This is a genomic window from Crenobacter intestini, assembly GCF_004919095.1.
In the GTDB taxonomy this organism is placed as follows: domain Bacteria; phylum Pseudomonadota; class Gammaproteobacteria; order Burkholderiales; family Chromobacteriaceae; genus Craterilacuibacter; species Craterilacuibacter intestini.
The window spans coordinates 438,494-464,858 of sequence record NZ_STGJ01000001.1; the positions used below are offsets into that span (position 1 = coordinate 438,494).

Below are 26,365 nucleotides of genomic sequence, written 5' to 3' on the forward strand. Positions count from 1 at the left end.
TCCATCCGCCCCCTTGCTTCACCGCCCATGCGGGGAATCCCTGAGGGGCACACCCTTTCTTCTGACATGCCGAAGGATTAGTATTTTGTCATCCGGAATAATATCCGGATAACGATAACAAGCCTCAGGCCTTCCACACTTCAGGAGAAATCGTGCACACCCTGCTCGCCCTGTCGCGTCTGATCGACGCGATCAACGCGCGCATAGGCCGGTCCGCATCATGGATCGTGCTGATTGTCGTGCTCATCAGCGCCGGCAACGCCGTCGTCCGCAAATTGTTCCACGTCAGCTCGAACGGCTTCCTCGAGATCCAGTGGTATCTGTTCTCGGCGATGTTCCTGTTCGCCGGCGCGTACACGCTGCAAAAGAACGAACACATCCGCATCGACCTGCTCGCCAGCAAGCTCTCGGCCCGCGGCCAGGCGCTGCTCGACATCGTATGCACCGTACTGTTCCTGCTACCCTTCAGCACCCTGCTCGTCTACTACGGCTGGCCGATGTTCATGGACGCGTGGACGACCGGCGAGATGTCGGCCGACAACGGCGGCCTGATCCGCTGGCCGGTACTGGTGCTGATCCCGATCGGCTTCACGCTGCTCTCCCTGCAGGGCGTCTCCGAAATCATCAAGCGCGTCGGCTTCCTGGCGGGCATCGCCCCCAACCCGCTCGACAAGGCAATCGACCCGAAAGAGGATGAACACGTATGAGCCTCGAATTGATGGCCCCGATCATGTTCGGGTCGCTGATCCTGTTCCTGCTGATCGGCTACCCGGTCGCCTTCGCGCTCGCCGCGGTCGGCCTGTTTTTCAGCTGGGTCGGCATCCACTTTGAACTGCTGCGCCCCGAACTCCTGCAGGCCCTGCCGCGCCAGGTGTTCGACATCATGCGCAACGACACGCTGCTGGCGATCCCCTTCTTCACCTTCATGGGCCTGGTCCTCGAGCGATCCGGCATGGCCGAGGCGATGCTCGAGACCATCGGCCAGCTGTTCGGCCGCGTGCGCGGCGGCATCGCCTACGCGGTGATCTTCGTCGGCGCGCTGCTCGCCGCGACCACCGGCGTGGTCGCCGCCTCGGTGATCTCGATGGGTCTGATCTCGCTGCCGATCATGCTGCGCTACGGCTACGACCAGAAGATCGCCACCGGCGTGATCGCCGCGTCGGGCACGCTCGCGCAGATCATCCCACCCAGCCTGGTGCTGATCGTGCTGGCCGACCAGCTGGGCACTTCGGTCGGCGACATGTACGCCGCCGCGCTGCTGCCGGGCCTTGGCCTGTGCTTGATGTACGCGATGTTCATCTTTGGCGTGACCATGGTGAAGCCGCAGTGGGCGCCGGCGCTGCCGGAAGAGGCGCGCACCCTGCGTGGCGGCGCGCTGTTCGCCCGCGTGCTCTTGGTGATGGTGCCGCCGCTGTTGCTGATCTTCCTGGTGCTGGGCACCATCTTCCTCGGCATCGCGACCCCAACCGAAGGCGGTGCGATGGGCGCGGTCGGCGCGATCATCCTCGCCCTGATCAACCGCAAGCTGGACATGGGCTTGCTCAAGCAGGCGATGGACTCGACGCTGAAGCTGACCACCTTCGTGGTGTTCATCCTGATCGGCGCGCGCGTGTTCCGCATCGCCTTCCTCGGCGTCGACGGCGACAAGTGGGTCGAGCACCTGATGACCTCGCTGCCCGGCGGCGAAACCGGCTTCCTGATCGCGGTCAACGTGCTGGTATTCTTCCTGGCGTTCTTCCTCGACTTCTTCGAGATCGCCTTCATCCTGGTACCGCTACTGGCTCCGGTCGCGCAAAACCTGGGCATCGACCTCGTCTGGTTCGGCGTGATCCTCGCGGTGAACATGCAGACCTCGTTCATGCACCCGCCGTTCGGCTTCGCGCTGTTCTTCCTGCGCAGCGTCGCGCCCAAGGAAGTCAGCAGCGGCAACATCTACAAGGGCGCCATCCCCTACGTGCTGCTGCAGATCGTGATGATCGGCCTGGTAATCGCGTTCCCGCAGCTGACCACCGCACTGCGCGACAAGGAAGTCGTCGTCGACGAGAGCAAGGCCGAAATGGTGCTCGAACAGCTCTCGACCGAGAACGAGAGCTACGGCGACGCCTCCGGCGCCGGCGACGAGAGCGCTGCGACGATGCAGTCGCTGACCGGCGAAGGCGGCGACGCGAGCGCGGCCACCGGCAGCGCAGCGGACGAGAGCGACGCCGCCCTCAAGGCCTTGACCGGCCAGTAACACCCGATTCAAGCGCGCAGCCCCATCCTGCGCGCGGCTTTGCATAAACAGGAGAAAAACATGGAAAGACGTTCCTTCCTCAAGAAAGCCGGTGTCGCCGGCGCCGCCGCCGCCACGGTCAGCGCTCCTGCGCTGGCGGCTGACCTGCCGGCCATCCGCTGGCGCCTGGCGTCGAGCTTTCCCAAGAGCCTCGACACCATCTACGGCGCGGCCGAGCGCATGTCCAAACGCATCGCCGAGCTGACCGGCGGCAAGTTCCAGATCCGCGTGTTCCCGGCCGGCGAGATCGCGCCGGGCAACCAGGTGCTCGACGTGGTGCAGAACAACACCGTCGAATGCGGCCACACTGCCGGTTACTACTACGTCGGCAAGAACAAGGCGTTCGCGTTCGACACCTCGATGCCGTTCGGCCTGACGTCCCGCCAGCAGAACGCGTGGCTGTACTACGGCGGCGGCCTGAAGGCGACCCGCGAACTCTACGCGCAGTACGGCTGCGTGAACTTCCCGGGCGGCAACACCGGCTGCCAGATGGGCGGCTGGTTCCGCCAGGAAGTGAAGTCGCTGGCCGACCTCAAGGGCCTGAAGATGCGCATCCCGGGCTTCGGCGGCGAGATCATGGCCAAGATGGGCGCGATCCCGCAGTCGCTGCCGGCCGGCGACATCTACCCGGCGCTGGAGAAAGGCACCATCGATGCGACCGAATGGGTCGGCCCGTACGACGACGAGAAGCTCGGCTTCTACAAGGTCGCGCCCTACTACTACTACCCGGGCTTCTGGGAGCCGGGCCCGACGCTGTCCTTCATCGTCAACAAGGCGCAGTGGGAGAAGCTGCCCAAGCTGTACAAGGAAGCGTTCGAGGTAGCAGCGGCTGAGGCCAACCTGACCATGCTCGCGCAGTACGACGCGCAGAACCCGCAGGCGCTGGTTCGCCTCCTGCAAAAGGGCGTCAAGCTGAAGAAGTATCCGGCGGACATCATGAAGGCCGCGCAGACCATCGCGTTCCAGCTCTACGAGGAAGAAGCGAAGAAGAACCCGTCCTTCGCCAAGATCTACGGCCCGTGGAAGAAGTTCCGCGCGCTGGAGCACGGCTGGTTCAACCTGGCTGAACTGGGCATGGATTCATTCATGTACAGCAACCGCGTGAAGTAAACCCGATAGCGGGGCCTCCGGGCCCCGCTGTTTGACCAAAGCAACTACCCGTCCCCGCCATCAACTGCAAAGAAACGGGCAAGACAAAGCGCCGCTCGAGCGCAGCCCCAAAGGAGAAAACCATGGAGAGACGTTCCTTCTTGAAGAAAGCCGGTGTCGCCGGCGCCGCCGCTGCCACCGTCAGCGCGCCCGCGCTGGCCGCAGATGGCCCGACCGTACGCTGGCGCATGGCGTCGAGCTTCCCCAAGAGCCTCGACACCATCTTCGGCGGCGCAGAGCAGCTGTCCCGCCGCGTTGCCGAACTGACCGGCGGCAAGTTCCAGATCCGCGTGTTCCCGGGCGGCGAGATCGCCCCGGGCAACCAGGTACTCGACGTGGTGCAGAACGGCACCGTCGAGTGCGGCCACACCGCCAGCTACTACTACGTCGGCAAGAACAAGGCGTTCGCCTTCGACACCTCCTTGCCGTTCGGCCTGACCGCGCGCCAGCAGAACGCGTGGCTCTACTACGGCGGCGGCATGAAGCTGATGCGCGAACTGTTCGCGCAGTACAACATCGTCAACTTCCCGGGCGGCAACACCGGCTGCCAGATGGGCGGCTGGTTCCGTAACGAAGTGAAGTCGCTGGCCGACCTCAAGGGCCTGAAGATGCGCATCCCGGGCTTCGGCGGCGAGATCATGGCGAAACTCGGCGCGATCCCGCAGTCCATCCCGGGCGGCGACATCTACCCGGCGCTGGAAAAAGGCACCATCGACGCGACCGAATGGGTCGGCCCGTACGACGACGAGAAGCTCGGCTTCTACAAGGTCGCCAAGTTCTACTACTACCCGGGCTTCTGGGAGCCGGGCCCGAACCTGTCGTTCTACGTGAACAGCAAGGAATGGGCGAAGCTGCCGAAGGACTACCAGCTCGCGTTCGAGACCGCCGCCGCCGAGGCGAACCTGCTGATGCTCGCCGAGTACGACGCGAAGAACCCGCAGGCGCTGGTGTCGCTGCTGCAGAAGGGCACCAAGCTGAAGAAGTACCCGGCAGACATCATGAAGGCCGCGCACACCGAGGCGTTCAAGCTGTACGAGGAAGAAGCGGCCAAGAACCCGGCGTTCGCCAAGATCTACGCGCCGTGGAAGAAATTCCGCGCGCTCGAGCACGGCTGGTTCAACCTGGCCGAGCTGGGCATGGAAACCTTCATGTACACCAACAAGAAGTAAGTCCAGCGCCACATGAAGGGCCGGCCACGCGCCGGCCCTTTTTGCTGCTGGGCGTGTACAGGTTCTCAGGCGAACAGGCGCGAGAGGCCGTAAAGCGCGAGGCCGATCAGCCCGCCGACCAGCGTGCCGTTGACGCGGATGAACTGCAGGTCGCGGCCGATGGCAAGCTCGATGCGCTCGCTGACCTCCTCCTCGCTCCAGCTGTCGAGCTTCTCGGCGATGAAACGGCCGATCGACGGCCGGTAGGGTTCGATCAGGCCGGGCAGCACCGCGAGCAGGCGCCGGTTGATCCGCCCCTGCAGGCGCGCATCCGCCGACAGGTGCACGCCAAGCTCGCGCAGCAAGCCGCCCAGCCAGCGCTCGCCCGCCTCGCCGCGCACTTCTTCCAGCAGCGCCTCGCGCAGCGCGCCCCACAGCTGGTCCGTGGCCGCAGCCCAGGCGTCGTCGCAGGCGAGCGCGGCCAGGCCGCTCGCCAGCGCCCTGCGGTAGCCTGCGTCCGATTGCAGGCGGTCGATCGCATGGCGCAGCGCGTCGTCGCAGGGCTGCCGCCACGGATGGTGTTCGTCCGCGTAGGCGGCCGAGAGCTCGCCCGCGCAACGCGCGATCAGCCGCTCGGCCAGCGAGCGCGCCAGCGGGCGCAGCGTGCCGCCCAGCGACACCCCCATCACCTTGACGTCTTCCAGGTGCAGCACCTCGGTCAGACGCTCGACCAGTTGTTCGCGCAAGACGGGGTCGGCCAGCTTGTCGGCGGCCTTGGCAAGCGCGTACGAGGCCAGCGCCTGGCGCCTCTTCGCGTCCAGCGCCGAGACGGCCAGGCCGGCGATCGCGTCGGCCGTCTGTTCGGAACGCAGCGCGTCGCCCAGCCGGCGCGAGAACCAGCCGCGCAGCGCCGCGTCGTTCGCCGAAGAAAGCAAACCGCCGAGCGCGCTTGAGAGCATGCGCGCGATGCGCGCCGCGTTCGCGTCGTCGGCCAGGTATTCGCCCGCACGGGCGGCAGGGTTGATCGCCGCGAGGCGGCGCGTCAACGCCTCGGCGGTGAAGAAGTGCTCGACGACGAAGCTGCCCAGGTTGCGCGCGATGCGCGCCTTGCTGCGCGGGATGATCGCCGTGTGCCAGATCGGCAAACCGAACGGGCGGCGGAACAGGGCGACCACCGCAAACCAGTCGGCCAGCGCGCCGACGGTCGCCGCCTCGGCAAACGCCGCCACATAGCTCCACGCCGGGTGCGCACCCTCGTTCGCGCGCGCGACAAGCGCAAGCACCAGCGCCGCGAGCAGCAGCGCCAGCGCGAAGGCCTTCATCCGGCCAAGCGCCGCATGCCGCTCGAGGTCGTCGTCGTTCATCTTCCATGCCGGCATCGCGCCCCCTCCCTTCATCGATTGTAATCGGCGCCAAAAAGAAAACCGCCGGCGCAGGGCCGGCGGTTGCCAGGGCGAGGCGGATCAGGCCTTGACGATGGACGCGATCGCGTCGGCGACGTAGCCCAGGTTGCCTTCGTTGAGCGCAGCCAGGCAGATGCGGCCGGTCGACACCGCGTAGATGCCGAACTCGCCGCGCAGCACGTCGACTTGCGCCGCGGCGAGCCCGGTGTACGAGAACATGCCGCGCTGGCGGGTCACGAAGGAGAAGTCCTGCGCGACGCCCTTTTCTTTCAGCGCGCCCACCAGGCCCTCGCGCATCGCGCGGATGCGCAGGCGCATGCCGGCGAGCTCTTCTTCCCACATCGCACACAGTTCACTGCTTGCGAGCACCGCGCCGACCACCGCCGCGCCGTGGATCGGCGGGTTCGAGTAGTTGGTGCGGATCACGCGCTTGACCTGCGAGAGCACGCGGGCGGACTCGTCGCGGTCGGCGGTGACGATGGACAGCGCGCCTACGCGCTCGCCGTACATCGAGAAGCTCTTGGAGAACGAGCTCGACACGAAGAACTGCAGGCCGGACGCCGAGAAAAGGCGCACCGCGACCGCGTCTTCGCTGATGCCTTCGGCGAAACCCTGGTAGGCCATGTCGAGGAAAGGCACCAAGCCACGCTCGCGGCACAGCTCGACCACTTCGCCCCACTCTTCATCGGAGAGGTCCGCGCCGGTCGGGTTGTGGCAGCACGCGTGCAGCACGATGACCGAACCTGCGGGCAGGCCGGCGAGGAACACCTTCATCGCGGCGAAGTCGACGCCACGGGTAGCGGCGTCGTAGTACGGGTAGTTTTCAACCACGAAGCCGGCCGCTTCGAACAGCGCGCGGTGGTTTTCCCACGACGGGTCGCTGATGTAGACCTTGGCGTCGGCGTTCAGGCCCTTGAGGAAGTCCGCGCCGATCTTCAGCGCGCCGGTGCCGCCCAGCGCCTGCGCGGTCACCACGCGGCCGGCGGCCAAGAGTTCGCTGTCCGCGCCGAACAGCAGCTTCTGCACGGCCTGGTTATACGCGCCGTTGCCCTCGATCGGCTGGTAGCCGCGCGGCGGCTGTGCCGCGAGGCGCGCCTTTTCCGCTTCCTTGACAGCCGCCAGAAGCGGCAGCTTGCCGTTGGCGTCGAAGTACACGCCGACGCCGAGGTTGACCTTGGTCGCGCGGGTGTCGGCGTTGAACGCCTCGTTCAGGCCGAGAATCGGGTCGCGCGGAGCCAGCGCGACGCCGGCGAAAAGAGAGCTGCTCATAAGACGGAAACTCCAGGGATGTGGGTTGCTGCAGGTAATATTTTTCGACGGCCAAATCTTACCATGTCATAAAAGCACCCGCAGGCCTCTGCGCCCTTCACCCGCTCAAAAACGTTCGCCCGGCGCGAGGTAGCGCCAGCTGCCCTGCTCCAGCCGGACGAGCGACACCCGGCCGACCCGCTGCCTGAATACCCTGACCGGCGCGAGCGAAGCGGCGGCGAGCGCGTCGGCAAGCGCCACGCGCGGGCGCTCGCGCAGCAATACGCGGATCCGGCACTCGCCCTGGCGCGACACCCTGCACGGCAAGGCCGCCAAGCGCTCAAGCGCCGCGTCGTGAGGCGCCTCCTTGAAATCGATCAGGTATTCATGCTCGAAACGCGACGGGTCGGACAGGAGGCGCGCCAGCTGCGTGTCCTGCGTCCAGACGCGCAGGCCCTCGGCACCGGCGGCCAGCGGCGCGGCCTCCTGCAGATGCCCCGCGCAGCGCGCGAGCCACGCCCAGCGGGTCGCGTCGTGCGCGCTGCGGGTGGCCTTGCCCAGCACCGCCTCCGCGTCCGCCCCGGCAGGGGCATGCGCAAGCAGGGTCACCCGCGACGGCGGCAGGGTGTACGCGACGTCGACCAGCGTCACCTGCTGGCCGGGCGACACGCGGCTGCCCAGCGCGTCGACCAGCTGGCCGTCGACGCAGACCCGCCCCATCTCGATCGCCTCGTCGGCGTCCCGCCGCGAGGCGGCCAGCCCCTTATCGACCAGATAACGGCTCAGGCGGACGGTTTCGGACATTGTTACTCCTTTAGGACAGGCGGCATTTGAACGGGCGGCCAATATACTATATAAACTGCCACTTAAACTTAGCGACTCCATACAATCCATGCCCACCCGTCCCATCACGCAAGCTGCCCAGACTCTGCAGGACGCGCCTAGGCCCAGCGCGGGCCGCGCGCTGCCGCAGCCTGACGTGAGCAGCGACGGGGCGGGCACCCTGCACGAGGCAGCGCTGCTGCTCGAACAAGGCACGCTCGAGACCCTGGCCGGCAGTTTCGACTCGGCCCTGCAGCATCTGGTGCGCGCCAAGCAGCTGGCCGTCAAGGCCGCCGGGCTTGAACTCGAGACGCTGGTGCAGTGCCGGATCGCCAACATCCATATCATGCAGGGGCTCTACCCGGACGCGCTGGCCATCTGCCTGGACGAGATCGCCGAAGTGGAGCGGCGCGGCGGATCCCCGCACCTGGCCCGCCTGCTCAACAGCCTGGGCTTCACCTACCACTTCCTCGGCGAGCAGGCCAAGGCCCGCAAGAGCCTGCTGCGATGCATCGAACTTGCACGCGGCAGCGGCGACCGCATGATCGAGTCGCTGGCGCTGGACAGCCTCGCCAATACCGAACTGGCCGAAGGGCAGGTCGACGCCGCACGCGCGCACATCGACCAGAGCATCCTGCTGCTGCGCGAACTGGGCAATGAAGACTATCTGGCCGAGTACCTGATCACGCTCGCGCAGGTGGTCGAGGCCGGCGGCGGCGACGGCCGCGCACACCTGATCGAGGCGCTCTCGCTCTCCCGCCGGCTGCGGCTCTCCCGCCACGAGGCGCAGGCGCTCTACCATCTGGGCCGGCTCGACGGCCGCCACCAGCGCGTCGACGAGGCGCAGACGCAACTCGAGCACGCGCTGCGCCTGGCCGACCGAATCGGCGACGGCAGGCTCGGCTACCTGTGCTGCCACGCGCTGTCGGCGCTGTTCAAGGGGCAACGGCGCTTTCGCGAGGCGCTGCAACAGTTCGAGGCCTACCACCAGCGCAAGGAGGCGCTGCGCAGCGACACGGCCGAGCTTCGCGTGCGCTACCTGGAAATCCGCTTCCGCACGGTACACGCCGAGCAGATGAAGGAGCAGGCGCAACTGCGCAACCAGGCGCTGGAAGCGGAAGTGCGCCGCCGCGCTGACCTCCTGAAGGAAGCCGAGCGCCTCGCCCGCTTCGATGCGCTGACCGGCATCTACAACCGGCGTCACTTCCGCGACGAGGCGAAGGCTACGCTCGCGCGCTGCGCGAAGGCCGGCCTGCACGCCTGCCTGATCCTGTTCGACGCCGACCACTTCAAGCAGATCAACGACAACTGGGGGCACGCCGTCGGCGACCTCGCTTTGCAGGAAATCAGCCGGGCGCTGCGGGAAGGCGCTCGCCAGGACGACCTGTTCGCCCGCTACGGCGGCGAGGAATTCGTGATGCTGCTGCCCGGCGCCGCCGCGCACCAGGCACTGGCCGCCGCGCAACGGATGCTCGAGCAGGTCAGCGTGCGCGGGCTGGCGTTCGACGACAACACGCTGCCCTTGTCGCTGAGCGCCGGGGTCGCCGCGTGGCAGGACGGCGTCTCGCTCGACGCGCTGATCAAGCTTGCGGATGCGGCGCTCTATCAGGCCAAGGCGCAGGGGCGCAACCGGGTCGTGCTCGCCACATGAACTACCTCGCCCATCTGGCGCTCTCCCCGGACGATACGGCCGTCCGGCTGGGCAACCTGATGGGTGATTTCTGCCGCAAGGCCGAGCTCTCCGCGCTGCCGCCCGCCTTCATGGCGGGCTACCTGCTGCACCAGCAGATCGACCGCTACACCGACGCCCACCCGCTGCACAGGCAAAGCCGCGCCCGCATCAGCGCGGCAAGGGCCCGCTACTCGGGCGTGCTGGTCGACCTCTTCTACGACCACTTCCTCGCCCGCCACTGGGACCGCTGGTACACGCCGGGCCTCGAGTGCTTCGCGCAGGCGGTCTACCGCGCGCTCGACGCATGCCAAGGGCAGCTGCCGGCCAGGCTCGCCGCAGCCGCCCCGCTGATGCGCGCCAACGACTGGCTGGTCGCCTACCGCGACGTGGACGGCATCGCGCGGGTGATCGACGCCTTCGCGCGACACCGCGCCCGCGCCGGCAATCCGCTCCTGGGCGGCGCCGAAGAACTGCTCGCCAACTACGCGGCACTGGAAGCGGATTTTTTCGCGTTCTACCCGCAGCTAGCCGCCGAGGCGGCCGCCTTCAGCGCGCGGCCAGCAGCGGCAGCAACAGCTCGCGCGCCCCGTCCCACATGATCTGCACGCCGAGGCAGAGCAGGATGAACGCGGTCAGGCGCATGAATACCACCGCGCCGGTCTGCCCGAGCAGCGCGAGCAGCCGCTCGCCGTGCCGGTAACAGAGGTAGACGAACACGCTGACCAGCGCGACGGCGACCATCGCGGCCAAAGGCGCCAGCACGTAGCGCATCCAGCCCTCGCCCGTGTGCGCGAACGACGCGCCCAGCGTGATCGCGACCGACACCGAGCCTGGCCCCACCGTCAGCGGGAAGGCCAGCGGGTAGAACGCCTTCTGCTTGAGCGCGTCACGGCTGATGTGCTCGCCCAGTTGCCCCGACGCGGGCGAGGCCTCGGCCGGCTCGTCGTTCAGCATGCGCCAGGCGGCCAGCGTGATCAGCATGCCGCCGCTGATCTGCACCACCGGCAGCGACACGCCGAAGATCTCCAGCACGAAGCCGCCGATATACATCGACCCCAGCAGCAGCAGGAAGGCGAACACCGCGATGCGGCGCGACAGGTAGACGCGCTGCTCGGGCGTGTTGCGCGCGGTCTGCGCGAGGAACACCGGCACCATGCCGGGCGGGTTCATGATCGGCAGCAGTGCGGCGGCGACAAACAGCACCTTGGAGACGAATAACAGCAGGGTAGCGAGCACGTTCGGGGTCCAAAACGGGTTTTCCCTAGCATTTCATGCGCACGCACGGGTGTAAAGGGGCGGACAGACTGCCCGTCAGGGTGCCGCCGCCGCGGATTTTGGCTAGGATACGCCTTCCGCCGGCACACGCCGCAGACTAGGGGACGACATGAACTGGAGCCAGGAACTCGTCGACAGCAGCCTGTGGCTGCTCAAGGCCTTTACGCTGACCACCGCCATCGCGGGCGCCGCGCTCTACGTGCTGGCGAAAAGCACGGTATGGGGCCGCCAGTTCTGGCGGCTCTCCGGCGGCTACTTCTCGATCCGGCGCAACCCGCGCGCGCTGCTGACGCTGCTGGCGATCCTCCTGATCACGCTGTTTGGCGTGCGCATGAGCGTGCTGTTCTCGCAGTGGTACAACCAGATGTACGCCTCGCTGCAGAAGCTCGATGAGCAGCTGTTTTGGGTGTCGATGTGGAGCTTCGCCGGCCTGGCCAGCGTGCACGTGGTGCGCGCGCTCACCAGCTACTACCTGAACCAGTCCTTCGTGATCCACTGGCGGCAATGGCTGAACGAAACCCTGCTCTCGCGCTGGGTCGACAAGCAGGCCTACTTCAAGAGCCAGTATCTGGAAACGCCGGCGGACAACCCCGACCAGCGGCTGCAGCAGGACGTCACCAGCTTTGCCGCGCTGTCGCTGTCGCTGTCGATGGGCGTGATCGACGCGCTGGTGTCGACCATCGAATTCACCATCATCCTGTGGGGGCTCTCCGGCGTGCTCGAGCTGTTCGGGCTTGAGATCCCGCGCGGCATGGTGTTTGTCGTTTATCTCTACGTGATCGTCGCCACCGTGTTCGCGTTCAAGATCGGCAAGCCGCTGATCCGGCTGAACTTCCTCAACGAGCAGCTGAACGCCGACTACCGCTACGCCTTGGTGCGCCTGCGCGAATACGGCGAGAGCGTCGCCTTCTACCGGGGCGAGGCGGTCGAGGGCGGCAAGCTGCGCGCGCGCTTCTCGGGCATCATCGGCAACGCGTGGGCGATCGTGTTCCGCTCGCTGAAGTTCCAGGGCTTCAACTTCGTGGTCAGCCAGACCGCGGCGGTGTTCCCCTTCATCATCCAGGCGCAGCGCTTCTTCTCTAAGGAAATCACGCTGGGCGACATGGTGCAGACCGCGCAGGCCTTCGGCCAGTTGCAGGACAACCTGTCGTTCTTCCGCCAGGCGTACGACGACTTCGCCGGCTATCGCGCGGTGCTCGACCGTCTGACCGGTTTCGTCGACGCGATCGAGGCGGCTGACACCCTGCCCGCCCCCACGCTGGAAGACGGCGGCCGTACGCTGGGCGTCGAGAACCTGAGCATCCGCACGCCGCAGGCGAGGCCGCTGTTGCAAGACGCGAGCTTCACGGTCGAGCCGGGTGCGCCGCTGTTGATCCGAGGCCGCTCGGGCAGCGGCAAGACCACCTTGCTGCGCGCGATCGCCGGGCTGTGGCCTTACTGCGAGGGGCGCATCCGGCGGCCGGACGGCGAACGGCTGTTCCTGTCACAGAAGCCCTACCTGCCGCTGGGCACGCTGCGCGAGGCGCTGTGCTACCCGCACCCGGCAATCGACGACGCACGCGCGGCGCAGGTGCTCGCCGACGTGCAGCTTGGGCATTTGAGCGGGCGCCTGGACGAGGCGGGTGACTGGTCGCGCATCCTGTCGCTGGGCGAGCAGCAAAGGCTCGCCTTCGGCCGCCTGCTGCTCGCGGCGCCGCGTGCGGCCTTCCTCGACGAGGCGACCAGCGCGATGGACGAGGCTCTGGAACACGCGATGTACACGCTGGTGCGCGAGCGGCTGCCGGAGCTGGTACTGGTCAGCGTCGGCCACCGCAGCACGCTCGAGCGCCATCACCCGCAAAAGCTAGAACTCACCGGCGAGGGTCGCTGGCGCTTCGCTTAAAGACGCTACAGGCCAAGCCGCGCGGCAAGCAGGGCGAGCGCCGCCTCCACCGTCTGCGCACGCACCGCCGCGCGGTCTCCGGCGAACAGGTGGCACTCGGCCGCCACCCCGTCAGGGCCGGCCACCGCGATCCACACGGTGCCGACCGGCTTGCCGGGGCTGCCGCCGCCGGGGCCGGCGATGCCGGACACCGCGACGGCCCAGTCGGCCGAGGCACGGCTACGCGCGCCCCCGGCCATCTCGAGCACCGTCTCGCGGCTGACCGCGCCAAAGGCGGCAAGCGTGTCCGCGCGCACGCCGAGCATCGCCTGTTTGGCCGCGTTGGCGTAGCTGACAAAGCCCCAGCCGAACCAGTCGGAGCTGCCCGCGACGTCGGTGAGGGCGGCGGCGATCAGCCCGCCGGTGCACGACTCGGCGAGCGCGACGGTCTCTTTGCGCGCGCGCAAGGCGTCGCCTAGCCGTACCACGTCAACTTTGTGCATGGGTTTCCCGGTAAAAGCCGATCAGCCCGTGGGTCGAGCTGTCGTGTTCGCCGACATCTACACCTTGCTCGAGTTCGGGCGCGATCGCGCGCGCGAGCTGTTTGCCGTACTCGACCCCCCACTGGTCGAAGGAATTGAGCCCCCACACCGCGCCCTGCACGAATACCTTGTGTTCGTACAGCGCGAGCAGCATGCCCAGCGTGTGCGGAGTCAGCGCCGAGAGCGCCAGCGTATTCGACGGCTGGTTGCCCGGGAAGGTCTTCTGCGGCGCGAGCATGTCGAGCGCCTCGCCGCTGACGCCCGTAAGTTCGGCCATCGCCTCGGCGACGGTCTTGCCGCGCATCAAGGCCTCGGTCTGCGCGAACGCGTTGGCGACCAGCACGCGGTGCTGCGCGTCGTCGTAGCGGCTTTGCATCGGCACGATGAAGTCGCTCGGCACCAGCCTTGTCCCCTGGTGCAAGAGCTGGAAGAAGGCGTGCTGGCTGTTGACGCCCTCCTCGCCCCAGATCACCGGGCCGGTATCAAAATCCAGACGCTCGCCGTAGCGGCCTACCCGCTTGCCGTTGGACTCCATGTCGAGCTGCTGGATATGCGCGGGCAAGCGGCGCAGGCCGTGGTCGTACGGCATGATCGCGTGGGTGTGCGCGCCGTAGAAGGTGTTGTACCAGACGCCGATCAGCGCCATCAGCACCGGCATGTTGCGCGTAAACGGCGCCTCGAAGAAGTGGGTGTCCATCGCGTGCGCGCCGGCGAGCAATTCGCGGAAGTTCGCCTCACCCACCGCCAGCATCAGCGACAGCCCGACCGCCGACCACAGCGAATAGCGGCCGCCGACCCAGTCCCAGAAACCGAACAGGTTGTCAGGCGGGATGCCGAAGGCGCCGGCGGCGCAGGTGTTGGTCGACACCGCGACAAAATGGCGCGCAAGGGCCGGCTCCGGCGCACGCGCGAGGAACCAGCGGCGCGCGGCGTGCGCGTTGAGCAGGGTCTCCGGCGTGGTGAACGACTTGGAGCAGACAATGAAGAGCGTGCTTGCGGCATCCAGGCCTTCTAGCGTGCGCGCGAGGTGCGCCGGGTCGACGTTGGAGACGTAGTGCACGCGCGGGCCGTCGTGCCAGGGCGCAAGCGCCTCACAGGCGAGCAAGGGTCCCAGGTCCGAGCCGCCGATGCCGAGGTTCACCACGTCGGTGATCTTTTGCCCTGCGTGGCCGCGCCAATCGCCCGCCCGCACGTCCCCTGAGAAGGCCGCCATCCTGGCGAGCGTCGCGTGCACCTCGGGCACCACGTCGACGCCGTCGACCAGCAGGCTCGCGTCCGCCGGCAGGCGCAGCGCGGTGTGCAGCACCGCGCGGTTTTCGCTGACGTTGATCCGCTCGCCGCCGCGCATCGCGTCCATCTGCCCCTTAAGGTCGGCGACTTCCGCGAGCTCGAACAGGAGCTCCAGCGTGCGGTCGGTGATGCGGTTCTTCGAGTAGTCGAGCAGCAGCCCGTCCAGCCGCAGCGAGAAGCGCTCGAAGCGTCCAGGGTCGGCGTCGAACAGCTCGCGCATGTGCACATGCCGGGTCGAGCGCTGGTGCTGGTGCAGCCGCGCCCACACCTGCGACGCGTTGATGTCGTTAAAACGTATGGTCGCCATCATTCATGCCAAAAAATTTGCGAAAGTCATTAAACCAATAATAAAAGGGCGCGACGCGCCCTGCCGTCCCAAATGCGCCGAAAGGTCAGCCGCGGAAGAAGTTGGCCCGGTAGTAGCGCAACTCGTCGATCGACTCGAGGATGTCGGCCAGCGCGGTGTGCGCGCCCTTCTTGACCACGCCCTTGGCAACGTCGGGTTGCCAGCGCTTGCACAACTCCTTCACCGTCGACACGTCGAGGTTGCGGTAGTGGAAGTAGGCCTCGAGCTTGGGCATCCAGCGCGCCATGAAGCGGCGGTCCTGCCCGATCGAGTTGCCGCACATCGGGCTCGTGCGCGCGGGCACATGCTCGGCCATGAAGGCGATCAGCGCCGCCTCGACGTCGGCCTCGGCCAGGGTCGACGCGCGCACGCGCGCGGTCAACCCGCTGTTGCCGTGGGTGCGGGTGTTCCATTCGTCCATCGCGTTAAGCACCGCGTCGTCCTGGTGCACCGCGTACACCTCGCTCTGCGCGAGCACGTTCAGGTCGTTGTCGGTGACCACCATCGCCACCTCGATGATGCGGTCGTTCTGCGGGTCTAGGCCGGTCATTTCCATATCCAGCCAGATGAGCTTGTTCGCGTCTTGTGCCATACTTGGTCGCCTTTTTGATGCTGCCTGTGCAATCCGCCATTTTCCGCGATCGCCGCCGCTTCGGCAAACGACCATGACCACCTCCCTGACCCTGCCGTTCATCGCCTGCGTGCTCGCGGCCCTCGCGTCCCGCCTCGTGCTCGGCGCGCGCCAGATCGCACATGTGCGCGCGCACCGCGACAAGGTACCGGCAGCGTTCGCCGGAACCATCCCGCTTGACGCCCACCGTAAGGCCGCCGACTACACCGCGGCGCGCATGCGCCTCGCGCTTCTCGGCGCCATCGTCGACACCGGCTGGCTGTTCGTGCTGACGCTGGGCGGCGGCATCGCCTTCGCCCAACGCATCGCCACCGGCTTGGCAGGGGACGGCATCGCCGGCGGCGTGCTGACCATTGCGCTGACCGGCATCGCCGGCGCGCTGCTGTCGCTGCCGCTGACGCTCGCGTCGACCTTCGGTGTCGAGGCGCGCTTCGGCTTCAACCGCGTCACCCCCGGGCTGTTTGTCGCCGACCTCGTGCGCCACGCGCTGGTGGCCGCCGTCCTTTTGCTGCCGCTCACCGCGCTGGCGCTGTGGCTGATGCAGGCGGCGGGCGAGATGTGGTGGCTGTGGGCGTGGGGGGCGTGGGCGCTGTTTTCGCTTGCCATGCTGGTGCTCTACCCCTTGCTGATCGCGCCGCTCTTCAACCATTTCACGCCGCTTGCCGACCCCGCGCTTGAAACGCGCATCGGTGCGCTGCTCACGCGCGCCGGCTTTGCCGCGCGCTCCGTGCTGGTGATGGACGGCTCGCGCCGCTCCGGCCACGGCAACGCCTACTTCACGGGTTTTGGCAAGGCGCGGCGCATCGTGTTCTTCGACACCCTGCTCTGCTCGCTCGCGCCTGACGAGATCGAGGCCGTGCTCGCGCACGAACTGGGCCACTACCGGCTCCACCATATCCGCAAGCGCGTCGCGACCACGCTGGCCGCGTCGCTCGCGCTGTTCGCGCTGTTGGGCTTGCTCGCGCGCGAGTCGCTGTTCTACCAGACGCTCGGCGTGAGCCTACCCACCGCCACCAATGCCACCGCGCTGCTGCTCTTCTCGCTGGTGCTGCCCGTGCTGCTGTACTGGCTAACCCCGCTCTCCAGTTACCTGTCTCGCCGCCACGAATACGAGGCCGACGCCTTCGCCGCGCGGGTGAGCGACGGCGCGGCGCTCTCGCGCGCGCTGGTGAAGCTCTACCGTGACAATGCGTCCACCCTGACGCCGGACCCGCTCTATTCGGCGTTCTACGACTCACACCCCGGCGCGAGCGCGAGGCTCGCCCACCTGCAAGGATGCTTGCGATGAAACTGACCGAACTCGAATGCCGTGCCGGCGCGCCCCGCCTGGGCGCGGTCGAACTGGACGACTTGCTGGACGCGCTGCCCGAATGGGCGCTCGACGGCGACGCGATCACCCGCGAGTACCGCTTCGCCGACTACTACCGCACCATCGCCTTCGTCAACGCGCTGGCGTGGATTGCCCACCAGGCCGACCACCACCCCGACCTGTCGGTGCACTACAACCGCGTCGTCGTGCGCTTCGGCACCCACGACGCCGGCGGCGTCACCCTCAACGACCTGATCTGCGCCGCCCGCTGCGACGCGCTGCTGGAACACGCTGCATGAAGACTCAAGCCCTCGTCATCCGCAGCTACGGCCGCCGCTTCGTCGTCGAAATCGACGGCACCGAATACAGCGCGACCACCCGCGGCAAGCGCGTCGACTACGCGGTCGGCGACGTCGTCGACGTCACCGTGCAGAACGCCGAACAGGTGGTGATCGAGGGCGCGCAGCCGCGCCAGACACTCCTCTACCGGCAGGACGAATGGAAAACCAAGATCATCGCCGCCAACGTCAGCCGCGTGCTGTTGGTGACGGCGGCGGTGCCGTCGCCCAGCGAAGAGCTGGTCGGCCGCTGCCTGATCGCCTGCGAGGCCGAGGGCATTAGCCCGGTCATCCTCGTCAACAAGTCCGACCTGCCCGAGACGGCCGCGTGGCTCGCCAAGCTCGAACTCTACCGCGAGCTCGGCTACCCGGTGGTGCCGGTCTCGGCGCTGGAAGGTGCCGACGCGGTGCGTCCGCTGCTGGAGGGCCACACCAGCGTGCTGGTCGGCCAGTCCGGCATGGGCAAGTCGACGCTGACCAACGCGCTGCTGCCCGAGGCGTGCGCGCGGGTCGGCGACATCTCGTCCGCGCTCGACAGCGGCCGGCACACCACCACCAACGCGACGCTCTACCACCTGGACGCGGTAAGCCAACTGATCGACTCGCCGGGCCTGCAGGCCTTCGGCCTCGCGCATATCGCGGCGACCGACTTCATCCATTACTTCCCCGAGATGCGCGCGCTGATCGGCCACTGCCGTTTCCACAACTGCACGCACCGCAACGAGCCGGGCTGCGCGGTGAAGGACGCCGCCGCCGCGGGCAAGATCGCACCGCAACGGCTCGCGCTGTTGCAAAAGCTGATCTCGGCGTCCGGCCAGGTCCCCGCCTGATTCGCCGCGTGCACCTTCGCGGTGCCGCGTGCGTGCATGCAACACCCCGCGCCGCCAATGGCCGGCCAAACCCTGCTGTCACTAGGCCTTAACATGTCTTTGGGATAGTGTGGAGGAAAACAAATCCACACAACGAAGGAGACAAGCATGGCACGCATCGCACTCGTCACCGGCGGCATGGGCGGCATCGGCTCGGCCATCTGCCGCGCGCTCGCCGACGCCGGCCACACCGTGGTCAGCACCTACAGCAAACCGGGCAAGGAAACGGCCTGGCTTGCCGACATGAAAGAACTGGGCTACGACTTCCACGCCCAGTTGTGCGACGTCACCGACTTCGACGCCTGCCGCGCGCTGGTCGCCAAGGTCACCGCCGAGATCGGTCCGATCGACATCCTGGTCAACAACGCGGGCATCACCCGCGACGCCTCCTTCCGCAAGATGGGCAAGGACGACTGGGACGCGGTGCTCGCCACCAACCTCGACTCCATGTTCAACATGACCAAGCCGGTGGTCGAGACCATGATGGAGCGCGGCTTTGGCCGCATCATCAGCATCTCGTCGATCAACGGCCAGAAAGGCCAGTTCGGCCAGGCCAACTACTGCGCGGCCAAGGCCGGCATGCATGGCTTCACCATGGCGCTGGCTCAGGAAGTCGCCCGTAAGGGCGTCACCGTCAACACCATCTCGCCCGGCTATATCGGCACCGACATGGTGATGGCCGTCCCTGAAGATGTGCGGAACAAGATCATCGCGCAGATCCCGGTCGGCCGCCTGGGCAAGCCCGAGGAAGTCGCCGGGCTCGTCAGCTACCTCGCCTCCGACGCCGCGGCCTTCATCACCGGCGCCGACTTCGCGATCAACGGCGGCCAGCACATGATGTAACAGGCTCTCTGCCGTAACGAAAAAAGCCGGGGTTCTCCCCGGCTTTTTCTTGTCTGGCTCCAGCCTTCAGAAGTAGATCCCCCGCATCAGCTGCCCCATCGCGACCTGGTTGGCCGACGGGGCGCCCTTGCCGTTGCCGCCGTCCGCGCCGCCGAAGGTGCGGAAGCTGGTGTTCATGATCACCTGCGCGACGCGCGGGGCCAGCGCGTGCATGACCTGGCCGAAGATGCCCAGCCGGGTCGCCACCCTCACCTGCTTGTGGATGATGGTGTCGCAGATGATGTCGGCGGCTTCCTCCGCCGTCAGCGTCGGCACATGGTCGTACGCCTTGGTCGGCTCGATCATCGGCGTCTTCACCAGCGGCATGTTGATCACCGAGAAATGCACGCCGCGGTCGGCGAACTCGGACGCCGCGGTGCGCGCCCACGCGTCGAGCGCGGCCTTGGAGGCAACGTAGGCGGAGAAGCGCGGCGCGTTGGTCAGCACGCCGATCGACGAGATGTTGATGATGTGGCCGCGCCGCTGTTCGGCCATGCTCGGCAACAGGCCCATGCTCACCTTCAGCGCGCCGAAGTAGTTTAGCTGCATGGTGCGCTCGAAGTCGTGGAAGCGGTCGAACGACTCCTCGATCGCGCGGCGGATCGAGCGCCCGGCGTTGTTGACCAGCACGTCCACATGGCCGAAGTCGGCGAGGATGCGCGTGGTGAGCGCCTCGGCGCAGGCAAGGTCGGCGATGTCGCCCTGGTAGGCGTGAAGTTTCAGCCCCTCGGCCTCGAATTCGGCCTGCGTCTCGGCGATCCTGGCCTCGTCGCGCGCGATGGTCAGCACGGTGGCGCCGGCCTTGGCGAGCTTGAGCGCCGTCGCCTTGCCGATGCCCGAGGTCGCGCCGGTCACCAGCACCACCCGTCCCTCGACCTGGCCGCGCAGGCTGCGGTCGACAAACAGGTCCGGATCGAGATGGCGCTCCCAGTAGTCCCACAGCCGCCACGCGTAGTCGGCGAGCCTGGGCACCTCGATGCCGGTATCCTTGAGTGCGCGTTGCGTCTCTCGGCAGTCGAAGCGGGTCGGGTAGTTGATGAAGCGGAAGATGTCGTCGGGCAGGCCGAGGTCGGCCATCACCGCGTCGCGCACCCGGCGCACCGGCGCGAGGGCCATCACCATCTGCAGCAGCGGCCGGGGGATGAAACCGAACAGCGCCGCGTTGAAGCGCAGCTCCATCTGCGGCGCGTGCGCGGCGCGCGCGAAGGTGTTGAGCAAGTCGCCCACCCGCATCGGCTCGGGGTCGACCAGATGGAAGCAGCGGCCGTCCTCGCCTTCTAGGTGCGCGATATGGTCGACCGCGGCGACGATGAAGTCGACCGGCACCACGTTGATGCGCCCGCCCTCGACGCCGAGGGTCGGCATCCACGGCGGCAGCAGGCGGCGCGTCTTCTGGATCAGCTTGAAGAAGTAATACGGCCCGTCGATCTTGTCCATCTCGCCGGTCTGCGAGTCGCCGACCACCAGCGCCGGCCGGTAGATCCGCCACGGCAGCGAACATTCGCGGCGCACGATGGCCTCGGAGTCGTGCTTGGTGCGGAAGTACGGGTGCTCGAGGTGCTCGGCCTCGTCGAACATGTCCTCGCGGAAGGTGCCCTCGTAGAGCCCGGCCGCCGCGATCGAGCTGAACAGGTGGAAGTGCCGCGCGCCGAGCGCCTCGGCAAAGCGCACCGCGTTGCGGGTGCCGTCGACGTTGGCCTTCTGTTGCGTCTGCGCATCAGCCTTCAGGTCGTACACCGCCGCCAGGTGGAAGAAGTGGTCGACCGTCCCGGCAAGCTGCCTGGAAGCCGCCTCGTCCACCCCCAGCAGCGGCCGGGTCAAGTCGCCGACCAGCGCGCGCGCGCGCGTCTCGTCCACGCCCCAGAACTCAAGCAACGCTGCCACCCGCGGCAGCTCGTGCTCGAGCACCAGGAAGGTCACTTCGCTGCCTTCGCGTTCCAACAGTTTGCGCACCAGCCTGCGCCCGATAAAGCCGCTGGCGCCCGTCACCAGATAGTGCATCGCTCCCTCCTGTCCACTATGTTATTTGTCATTGTTTGAACAGTTATGCCATGAATACGATTAGGCTGAACAGCCTAGGATTCATCCATACACTGCAATTGAGGGTTGGCTGTGGCCATACCCGCAACAATCACGGCAACCACAAGAGGAGAAGCATCATGGCCAAGAAACTCAAGGCGCTGGCAGGCTCGGTCACCGACAACCAACTGGCGGCGACCGTCCGCGAATCCGCCCAGCAAATCTGGCTGGCCGGCCTTGGCGCGTACGCCAAGGCGCAGGAAGAAGGCGGCAAGGTGTTCGACGCGCTGGTGCGCGAAGGCGAGAGTCTGCAGGCGCGCACCCGTCAGGCGGCCGACGAGAAGATCGCCGAAGTCGCCGACAAGACCGCCGGCACCTGGGGCAAGCTTGAGCAGGTGTTCGAGGAGCGCGTCGCCCGCGCGGTGGCGACGCTGGGCATGCCGACCCGCAAGGACGTCGAGAAGCTCTCCAAACGCGTCGCCGAACTGAGCGAACTGGTCGAGCTGCTCGCCGCCGAGAAGGCCGCGCAGGAAAAACCGGCGAAGGCACCGGCCAAGCCGCGCGCCGCCAGGAAGGCCGCCGCGCCGGCCGCAGAAGCGCCGGCTCCCGCACCGGCCAAGCCCGTGGCCAAGGCCAAGCCGGCCGTCAAGCCGGTTGCGGCCGAAGCGGCGCCGGCCGCCGAAGCAGGCAAGGCCGACGACACCGCGACAGCCGCCTAAGGCGACACTCCGCCACACAAGGCCCGGCCCGCGCCGGGCCTTTTTCACGGGAGACACAGCATGAGCGAGATTGCCATTGCCCTGGCCGGCGGCGGCCCGCTGGGCGCGATCTACGAGATCGGCGCGTGCGCCGCGCTCGCCGAATCGGTCGAGGGGCTGGACTTCTCCCGCGTCGACACCTTTGTCGGCGTCAGTTCGGGCGCGATCGTCTCGTCCATCCTCGCCAACGGCATCGGCCCGCATCGGCTCGCGCGCATCCTGATCAGCGACGACGCGGCCATCGCCTTCGAGCCCTCTACCCTGCTGCGCCCGGCGCTTGGCGAATACGCACGCCGCGCGGCGATGCTGCCCGGCCTGCTGGCCGACACGCTCGCCGAGCAGCTTGGCGCCCCCAGCCAACGCGGTGTGTTCGAATCGCTGGCCAGGCTGACGCGCGCGCTCCCCACCGGGCTGTTTGACGGCGCCGAAATCGACCGCATCCTGGGCGAACTCTTTTCCCGCGACGGCATGAGCAACGACTTCAGGACGCTCAAGCGCAAGCTGTTCGTCGTCGCCACCGACCTGGACGCCGGGCGCGCGGTCGCCTTCGGCAGCCCCGGCTTCGAACACGTGCCGATCTCGCGCGCGGTACAGGCAAGCTCGGCGCTGCCCGGGCTGTTCCCGCCGGTAGAGATCGACGGGCGCAGCTACGTCGACGGCGCGCTGATCAAGACGCTGCACGCGTCCGTCGCGCTGCGCGAAGGCGCGCGCCTCGTGCTGTGCGTGAACCCGCTGGTGCCTTACAACGCGCCGGTCGCCGGCGCCGACGAAGAACACCTTGAGACGCGCGGGCTGCCGGCCGTGCTCTCGCAGACGTTCCGCGCGATCATCCACTCGCGCATGCATACCGGGCTTGCCCGCTACCGCCACGAGTACCCGGACGCCGACGTGGTGCTGTTCGAGCCCGCGCGCGACAACGCGCAGGTCTTCTTCGCCAACGTGTTCAGCTACCGCGACCGCCGGCGCCTGTGCGAGCACGCGTACCAGCACACGCGCACCGACCTGTATCGCCGGCGCCACACCCTGGCGCCCCTGTTCGAGGGGCACGGGCTGAGGCTTGATCTGGCCGCGATCACCGATTCCACGCGCACCTTGCTGTTCCCGCGCCCGGACAACCTGAAGGCAACGCTCGGCCAACTGGACGGCACGCTATCCAGGCTCTCCCGCCTGCTTGACCCGGCAGGGCGCTGACGTCGTATGCTTAGTGCATTGCAAGGCGGAGCGCCGACATGGAGAAGAAACCGGCCCGACACACCCGCGAGCGCATCGCCGCCTGCGCGCTCGCGCTGTTCAACGCGCACGGCGCGGCTGCAGTCACGCCGGTCGCGATCGCGCTCGAGATCGGCATCAGCCCGGGCAACCTGCACTACCACTTCCACAACAAGGGCGAGCTTGTCGGCGAACTGCTGTCGCGCTACGAGGCCGAAATCGCCCCGCTCCTGGAAGCGGCCAGCCTGAGCGACGACGTCGAGGACTTGTGGCAGTTCGCGCACCGGCTGTTCGACACGCTCGCGCGCTACCGCTTCTTGTTCCGCGACCTGAATGCGCTGATGGCCGACTACCCGGCCATCGCGCCGCGCCTGAAGCGCCTGATCGCGCGCAAGGAGGACGCCGCGCGACGGGCGCTCGCCGGACTCTCCCAAAGCGGCCAGCTCGTCGCCGACGAGGCCGCGCGCGGGATGCTGGCGGTAAACCTCAGCCTGATCGGCACCTGCTGGCTCGCCTACGACGAGGCGCGCAGCGGCACCGCCGCCAACGCCCCCGCCCGCGGCGCCAGCCAGATGATGCTCGCCGCCGCCCCGTGGCTCACCAGCGATGCCGGTGCCCGCCTCGCCCGCCTCTCGCGGGACGCGCTCGCACGGCCAGGACAAAGAGGCTGAACGACCACTACAAGACAACAAGCACGACAAGGAGGAGACCATGAGCAGGAACTGGCACGCATTTCCCTACCCGGGCGAGCACTACCGCTACGCGGGCGAGCACCTGAAAAAAAGCTGGGCGCGCCTGCACCGCGGCGACTGCGAACCGTGGCCGGCGGAGACGGCCGTCGCCGACGCTTGGCGCGCCTACCACGCGGGCGAGTTTGCCGAGGCCGTGCGCGCCGGGCTTGCCGCCGGCGACAAGGGCGAGAACGCGGCCGACAAGGCGGCGATGATCTACGCGACCTATCTGGAAGGCGACGCGGAAGAGGCGCTGGCGATCTTCAAGGCGGTCGCCGAGCGTTGCGAAAAGCGCCAGGCACGCACCCCGAACGACGCAAATGTCTGGTACTACCACGCTTACGCGCTCGGCCGCTACGGCCAGGGCATCTCGGTCGCCAAGGCGCTCGCGCAGGGGCTGGGCGGCAAGATCCGCACCAGCCTCGAGCGCGCGCTCGAACTTGCGCCGGCACACGCCGACGCACATATCGCGCTGGGCACCTGGCACGCCGAGATCGTCGACAAGGTCGGCGCCATGGTCGGCGGGCTCACCTACGGGGCGAAGAAGGAGGAAGCCGAGCGCCACTTCAGGCGCGCGCTCGAGCTGAACCCGGATTCGGCGATCGCGCGCATGGAATTCGCCAACGCGCTGGCGATGCTCTACGGCAAGCGCAAGCTCGCCGAAGCGGAGCGGCTGTACGCCGAGGCGGCCGAGTGCGAGGCGGCCGATGCGATGGAGCGGCTGGATGTCGAGGCCGCCCGCGAAGAGCTGGCCTGAACTGCGCGGCTAGCGGCCGCTCTGGGCCACTAGCGCCGACAGCCGCCGCTCGACAGCGGCGGCGTCGGCGAGCGTATCCCACGGCTCCATCAGCACCAGGAGCAGCAACTGCTCGAAGGCACGGGTGAAGCGCCCGACGATCGCGTCCGGGTCGGGCACCAGGCGCTTGTCGGTGATCAGGCCGATCTGCACCTTGCCGTCGTACGACAGGATGGACACCCCCATGCCGATCTTGCCCGACTGCGGCACCCAGAACAGCGGCTGGCGCAACTTGGCGCCGGCCAGGTACAGCGCCTGCTGCGGGCCCGGCACGTTGGTCATCACCGCGGTTGCCTTGTTGGCCAACAGGTCGAACACCTGCGTCTGCACCAGCTTGGGCAACATGCCGAACGCGCCCAGGATGCCGAGACTCACCGGCGCCTGGTAGGAGTGCTTGAGCGCGTCCATGCGCTCGCGCACCGCGTAGAGCCGCGCAAGCGGGTTCTCGACGCCGACCGGCAACTCGAGCGCGACCAGGCCGAAACGGTTGCCCAGGCGCGCGTCGCCCGGCGCGCGCAGGTTCACCGGCACCAGCGCGCGCAGTTCTACCCCGTCGGTCGCGTCGCCCTTGGCCGCCAGATATTCGCGCAGCGCGCCGGCAGCGGCCGACAGCAGCATGTCGTTGACCGACACGCCGAGCACCTTGCCGACCGCCTTCACCTCGGGCAGCGCGATCGGCTCGGACCACGCCACGCGCTTGACGCTCCCCGGCTCGCCCTTGAAACGGGTCGGCGAGTCGTCGGGCATCGCCGCCAGACGCGCGAGTTCCGCCGTCACGTCGCAGCCGGTGCCCAGGTAGTCGAGCGCCTTCATCGGCTGCATCAAGAAGCCAAGATAGCCGCCCCACAGGCGGGCGGTCAGCCCGGCCGAGGTGACCAGCGCCTGGCCTACCGGCGCCCACACCTTGTCGAACCAGTGCGCGTCGTCCGCGTCCTCCATGGCGCTTGCAGCCGGCAGCGGCGGCGCCTCTTCGCCCTGCCCGCCTTCGGCCGTGTTGTCCATCATCGAGAGCAGCACGCCGACCAGCGCGATCCCGTCGGCGATCGCGTGGTGAATGCGCACGATCAGCGCCTGCCCGCCGAGCGAAGTGTCGACCAGGTGCATCTCCCACAAGGGGCGGTGCGGGTTGAGCGGCACGGCGGCCAGGTCGGCGACGAAAGCCTGCAGCGCGGCCTTGCCGGCGTCGCCGGGCAGCACCGCGCGGCGCAGGTGGTGATCGAGGTCGAAGTCACGGTCTTCCACCCAGCGGTAGCCGGTACCGTGTGGCCGCGCGAGTTGGCGGAAGCGGTCGTGCGCGAGCATGTGCACGCGGATGGTCTGTTTGAGGCGCCCGATGTCGAGCGCGCCGTCGAACAGCATCACGCCGACGATCTGCATCAGGTTGCAAGGCCTGTCCATGCGCAGCCAGGCGGTATCGACGTGGGAAACGGGTTCTTGTGCGCTCATGCTGGCGGCTCGCGGTGAAGGGCTTGCACCGATTATGCCACGCACATTACAGGTGAACGAATCCGTTAACCGGGCAGCAGCGCGTCCAGCCGCTCGCTGATCGCCAGCTCGAGCGAAGGGCGCAGCGGCCACAGCAGGAAGCCCAGCGTCAGGCAAAGGCAGAGCTCGGCGTCGCCCAGTTCTAGCGTGCCGTGCACGCCGCTGCCGCGAAAATGCAACAGGCGTGCCGCCTGCCAGTGGTAGCGCAGGCCGTACTCGGCCGAAAGCGACGCGGCCAGCGCCTGCGCGCGTGCGAGCGCTTCGTCGGCACCGAGCGCGTGCGCACGGACAATGCGGATCTCATTCATGA

25 protein-coding genes are annotated in these 26,365 nt (G+C 67.7%); 15 read left to right on the forward strand and 10 right to left on the reverse strand.

Translation table 11 applies throughout. From position 1 onward, the window contains the following. The first annotated feature begins 152 nt into the window (after nucleotides 1-152). The 4 genes from E5K04_RS02025 (at nucleotide 153) to E5K04_RS02040 (ending at nucleotide 4,590) form a co-directional block, all read left to right on the forward strand. A complete protein-coding gene (locus E5K04_RS02025) occupies nucleotides 153-707 on the forward strand; it encodes a TRAP transporter small permease subunit (RefSeq protein WP_136551230.1) in 555 nt (184 codons plus the stop codon). Further along, entirely contained in the window at nucleotides 704-2,233 is a 1,530-nt protein-coding gene (locus E5K04_RS02030; protein ID WP_136551231.1) for a TRAP transporter large permease, read from the forward strand. The genes E5K04_RS02025 and E5K04_RS02030 overlap by 4 nt, the downstream gene beginning before the upstream one ends. Before the next feature lie 60 nt (nucleotides 2,234-2,293). Further along, a complete protein-coding gene (locus E5K04_RS02035) occupies nucleotides 2,294-3,382 on the forward strand; it encodes a TRAP transporter substrate-binding protein (RefSeq protein WP_136551232.1) in 1,089 nt (362 codons plus the stop codon). A 122-nt stretch (nucleotides 3,383-3,504) separates the two neighbouring features. Next, on the forward strand, nucleotides 3,505-4,590 hold the full coding sequence (locus E5K04_RS02040) for a TRAP transporter substrate-binding protein (RefSeq protein WP_136551233.1): 1,086 nt from the start codon (nucleotides 3,505-3,507) through the stop codon (nucleotides 4,588-4,590). A gap of 65 nt (nucleotides 4,591-4,655) precedes the next feature. On the opposite strand, the gene E5K04_RS02045 is transcribed toward E5K04_RS02040, so the two are convergent. From E5K04_RS02045 to E5K04_RS16620, 3 genes are all read right to left on the reverse strand, one after another. Then, complete coding sequence (locus E5K04_RS02045; protein ID WP_205700267.1) at nucleotides 4,656-5,948, reverse strand: DUF445 domain-containing protein; 1,293 nt, start codon at nucleotides 5,946-5,948, stop codon at nucleotides 4,656-4,658. 84 nt (nucleotides 5,949-6,032) lie between these two features. Next, nucleotides 6,033-7,241 carry an amino acid aminotransferase gene (locus E5K04_RS02050; RefSeq protein ID WP_136551235.1) on the reverse strand — a complete coding sequence of 403 codons (1,209 nt, stop codon included), beginning with the start codon at nucleotides 7,239-7,241 and terminating at the stop codon, nucleotides 6,033-6,035. Between the two features lie 105 nt (nucleotides 7,242-7,346). Then, nucleotides 7,347-8,024, reverse strand: coding sequence for a S4 domain-containing protein (locus tag E5K04_RS16620; protein WP_168929131.1), 678 nt, complete (start codon nucleotides 8,022-8,024; stop codon nucleotides 7,347-7,349). An 88-nt stretch (nucleotides 8,025-8,112) separates the two neighbouring features. Here E5K04_RS16620 and E5K04_RS02060 point away from each other — a divergent pair, with 88 nt between their 5' ends. Both E5K04_RS02060 and E5K04_RS02065 read left to right on the forward strand, forming a co-directional pair. Then, complete coding sequence (locus tag E5K04_RS02060) at nucleotides 8,113-9,693, forward strand: tetratricopeptide repeat-containing diguanylate cyclase (protein WP_168929132.1); 1,581 nt, start codon at nucleotides 8,113-8,115, stop codon at nucleotides 9,691-9,693. After that, entirely contained in the window at nucleotides 9,690-10,313 is a 624-nt protein-coding gene (locus E5K04_RS02065) for an acyl carrier protein phosphodiesterase (RefSeq protein WP_136551238.1), read from the forward strand. Before E5K04_RS02060 ends, E5K04_RS02065 begins: the two co-directional genes overlap by 4 nt. Here E5K04_RS02065 and E5K04_RS02070 read toward each other — a convergent pair. Continuing rightward, nucleotides 10,261-10,950, reverse strand: coding sequence for a MarC family protein (locus tag E5K04_RS02070; RefSeq protein WP_136551239.1), 690 nt, complete (start codon nucleotides 10,948-10,950; stop codon nucleotides 10,261-10,263). The genes E5K04_RS02065 and E5K04_RS02070 overlap by 53 nt on opposite strands. A 148-nt stretch (nucleotides 10,951-11,098) precedes the next feature. On the opposite strand from E5K04_RS02070, the gene E5K04_RS02075 reads away from it, so the two are divergent. Then, nucleotides 11,099-12,871: an ABC transporter ATP-binding protein/permease gene (locus E5K04_RS02075; protein ID WP_136551240.1), complete on the forward strand. Its 1,773-nt coding sequence runs from the start codon at nucleotides 11,099-11,101 to the stop codon at nucleotides 12,869-12,871. Between the two features lie 5 nt (nucleotides 12,872-12,876). Here E5K04_RS02075 and E5K04_RS02080 read toward each other — a convergent pair whose 3' ends face one another. From E5K04_RS02080 to orn, 3 genes are all read right to left on the reverse strand, one after another. Beyond that, nucleotides 12,877-13,353, reverse strand: a complete 477-nt coding sequence (locus E5K04_RS02080; protein WP_136551241.1) for a CinA family protein — start codon at nucleotides 13,351-13,353, stop codon at nucleotides 12,877-12,879. Then, on the reverse strand, nucleotides 13,340-14,989 hold the full coding sequence (pgi, locus tag E5K04_RS02085) for a glucose-6-phosphate isomerase (RefSeq protein WP_136551242.1): 1,650 nt from the start codon (nucleotides 14,987-14,989) through the stop codon (nucleotides 13,340-13,342). Before pgi ends, E5K04_RS02080 begins: the two co-directional genes overlap by 14 nt. An 85-nt stretch (nucleotides 14,990-15,074) precedes the next feature. Beyond that, a complete protein-coding gene (gene orn, locus E5K04_RS02090) occupies nucleotides 15,075-15,620 on the reverse strand; it encodes an oligoribonuclease (RefSeq protein ID WP_136551243.1) in 546 nt (181 codons plus the stop codon). Nucleotides 15,621-15,693: 73 nt separating this feature from the next. On the opposite strand from orn, the gene E5K04_RS02095 reads away from it, so the two are divergent. From E5K04_RS02095 to phbB, 4 genes are all read left to right on the forward strand, one after another. Beyond that, entirely contained in the window at nucleotides 15,694-16,947 is a 1,254-nt protein-coding gene (locus tag E5K04_RS02095; RefSeq protein WP_136551244.1) for a M48 family metallopeptidase, read from the forward strand. Further along, a complete protein-coding gene (locus tag E5K04_RS02100) occupies nucleotides 16,944-17,267 on the forward strand; it encodes a 4a-hydroxytetrahydrobiopterin dehydratase (RefSeq protein WP_136551245.1) in 324 nt (107 codons plus the stop codon). The genes E5K04_RS02095 and E5K04_RS02100 overlap by 4 nt, the downstream gene beginning before the upstream one ends. Then, the gene (gene rsgA, locus E5K04_RS02105) at nucleotides 17,264-18,136 is read left to right on the forward strand and encodes a ribosome small subunit-dependent GTPase A (RefSeq protein ID WP_136551246.1); all 873 of its coding nucleotides are present in this window, start codon (nucleotides 17,264-17,266) and stop codon (nucleotides 18,134-18,136) included. The genes E5K04_RS02100 and rsgA overlap by 4 nt, the downstream gene beginning before the upstream one ends. Nucleotides 18,137-18,283: 147 nt before the next feature. Then, on the forward strand, nucleotides 18,284-19,018 hold the full coding sequence (gene phbB, locus E5K04_RS02110) for a beta-ketoacyl-ACP reductase (protein ID WP_136551247.1): 735 nt from the start codon (nucleotides 18,284-18,286) through the stop codon (nucleotides 19,016-19,018). A gap of 66 nt (nucleotides 19,019-19,084) precedes the next feature. Here the strand turns inward: phbB and E5K04_RS02115 are convergent, their stop codons facing one another. After that, complete coding sequence (locus E5K04_RS02115; RefSeq protein WP_136551248.1) at nucleotides 19,085-21,058, reverse strand: SDR family oxidoreductase; 1,974 nt, start codon at nucleotides 21,056-21,058, stop codon at nucleotides 19,085-19,087. Between the two features lie 158 nt (nucleotides 21,059-21,216). Between E5K04_RS02115 and E5K04_RS02120 the strand changes: the two genes are divergently transcribed. The 4 genes from E5K04_RS02120 to E5K04_RS02135 are packed head-to-tail and all read left to right on the forward strand — an operon-like array spanning nucleotide 21,217 to nucleotide 24,531. Next, nucleotides 21,217-21,795: a phasin family protein gene (locus E5K04_RS02120; RefSeq protein ID WP_136551249.1), complete on the forward strand. Its 579-nt coding sequence runs from the start codon at nucleotides 21,217-21,219 to the stop codon at nucleotides 21,793-21,795. Between the two features lie 60 nt (nucleotides 21,796-21,855). Then, on the forward strand, nucleotides 21,856-23,025 hold the full coding sequence (locus E5K04_RS02125) for a patatin-like phospholipase family protein (RefSeq protein WP_136551250.1): 1,170 nt from the start codon (nucleotides 21,856-21,858) through the stop codon (nucleotides 23,023-23,025). A 38-nt stretch (nucleotides 23,026-23,063) separates the two neighbouring features. Continuing rightward, a complete protein-coding gene (locus E5K04_RS02130; RefSeq protein WP_136551251.1) occupies nucleotides 23,064-23,714 on the forward strand; it encodes a TetR/AcrR family transcriptional regulator in 651 nt (216 codons plus the stop codon). Nucleotides 23,715-23,754: 40 nt separating this feature from the next. Beyond that, on the forward strand, nucleotides 23,755-24,531 hold the full coding sequence (locus tag E5K04_RS02135) for a tetratricopeptide repeat protein (RefSeq protein ID WP_136551252.1): 777 nt from the start codon (nucleotides 23,755-23,757) through the stop codon (nucleotides 24,529-24,531). A 9-nt stretch (nucleotides 24,532-24,540) separates the two neighbouring features. Here the strand turns inward: E5K04_RS02135 and E5K04_RS02140 are convergent, their stop codons facing one another. Both E5K04_RS02140 and E5K04_RS02145 read right to left on the reverse strand, forming a co-directional pair. Continuing rightward, entirely contained in the window at nucleotides 24,541-26,016 is a 1,476-nt protein-coding gene (locus E5K04_RS02140; RefSeq protein ID WP_136551253.1) for a wax ester/triacylglycerol synthase family O-acyltransferase, read from the reverse strand. A 65-nt stretch (nucleotides 26,017-26,081) separates the two neighbouring features. Next, entirely contained in the window at nucleotides 26,082-26,363 is a 282-nt protein-coding gene (locus E5K04_RS02145) for a polyhydroxyalkanoic acid system family protein (protein ID WP_136551254.1), read from the reverse strand. Nucleotides 26,364-26,365: the final 2 nt, after the last annotated feature.

Bases quoted from the DNA above. Each gene is read 5' to 3' on its own strand.
- E5K04_RS02035 (WP_136551232.1), top strand. From the start codon at position 2,294: ATGGAAAGACGTTCCTTCCTCAAGAAAGCCGGTGTCGCCGGCGCCGCC.
- E5K04_RS02120 (WP_136551249.1), top strand. From the start codon at position 21,217: ATGGCCAAGAAACTCAAGGCGCTGGCAGGCTCGGTCACCGACAACCAA.
- E5K04_RS02075 (WP_136551240.1), top strand. From the start codon at position 11,099: ATGAACTGGAGCCAGGAACTCGTCGACAGCAGCCTGTGGCTGCTCAAG.
- E5K04_RS02030 (WP_136551231.1), top strand. From the start codon at position 704: ATGAGCCTCGAATTGATGGCCCCGATCATGTTCGGGTCGCTGATCCTG.
- E5K04_RS02065 (WP_136551238.1), top strand. From the start codon at position 9,690: ATGAACTACCTCGCCCATCTGGCGCTCTCCCCGGACGATACGGCCGTC.
- E5K04_RS02135 (WP_136551252.1), top strand. From the start codon at position 23,755: ATGAGCAGGAACTGGCACGCATTTCCCTACCCGGGCGAGCACTACCGC.
- pgi (WP_136551242.1), bottom strand. From the start codon at position 14,989: ATGGCGACCATACGTTTTAACGACATCAACGCGTCGCAGGTGTGGGCG.
- E5K04_RS02140 (WP_136551253.1), bottom strand. From the start codon at position 26,016: ATGAGCGCACAAGAACCCGTTTCCCACGTCGATACCGCCTGGCTGCGC.
- E5K04_RS16620 (WP_168929131.1), bottom strand. From the start codon at position 8,024: ATGTCCGAAACCGTCCGCCTGAGCCGTTATCTGGTCGATAAGGGGCTG.
- phbB (WP_136551247.1), top strand. From the start codon at position 18,284: ATGGCACGCATCGCACTCGTCACCGGCGGCATGGGCGGCATCGGCTCG.
- E5K04_RS02080 (WP_136551241.1), bottom strand. From the start codon at position 13,353: ATGCACAAAGTTGACGTGGTACGGCTAGGCGACGCCTTGCGCGCGCGC.
- E5K04_RS02040 (WP_136551233.1), top strand. From the start codon at position 3,505: ATGGAGAGACGTTCCTTCTTGAAGAAAGCCGGTGTCGCCGGCGCCGCC.
- E5K04_RS02125 (WP_136551250.1), top strand. From the start codon at position 21,856: ATGAGCGAGATTGCCATTGCCCTGGCCGGCGGCGGCCCGCTGGGCGCG.
- E5K04_RS02115 (WP_136551248.1), bottom strand. From the start codon at position 21,058: ATGCACTATCTGGTGACGGGCGCCAGCGGCTTTATCGGGCGCAGGCTG.
- E5K04_RS02060 (WP_168929132.1), top strand. From the start codon at position 8,113: ATGCCCACCCGTCCCATCACGCAAGCTGCCCAGACTCTGCAGGACGCG.
- E5K04_RS02145 (WP_136551254.1), bottom strand. From the start codon at position 26,363: ATGAATGAGATCCGCATTGTCCGTGCGCACGCGCTCGGTGCCGACGAA.
- rsgA (WP_136551246.1), top strand. From the start codon at position 17,264: ATGAAGACTCAAGCCCTCGTCATCCGCAGCTACGGCCGCCGCTTCGTC.
- E5K04_RS02050 (WP_136551235.1), bottom strand. From the start codon at position 7,241: ATGAGCAGCTCTCTTTTCGCCGGCGTCGCGCTGGCTCCGCGCGACCCG.
- E5K04_RS02130 (WP_136551251.1), top strand. From the start codon at position 23,064: ATGGAGAAGAAACCGGCCCGACACACCCGCGAGCGCATCGCCGCCTGC.
- E5K04_RS02045 (WP_205700267.1), bottom strand. From the start codon at position 5,948: ATGCCGGCATGGAAGATGAACGACGACGACCTCGAGCGGCATGCGGCG.
- E5K04_RS02095 (WP_136551244.1), top strand. From the start codon at position 15,694: ATGACCACCTCCCTGACCCTGCCGTTCATCGCCTGCGTGCTCGCGGCC.
- E5K04_RS02100 (WP_136551245.1), top strand. From the start codon at position 16,944: ATGAAACTGACCGAACTCGAATGCCGTGCCGGCGCGCCCCGCCTGGGC.
- orn (WP_136551243.1), bottom strand. From the start codon at position 15,620: ATGGCACAAGACGCGAACAAGCTCATCTGGCTGGATATGGAAATGACC.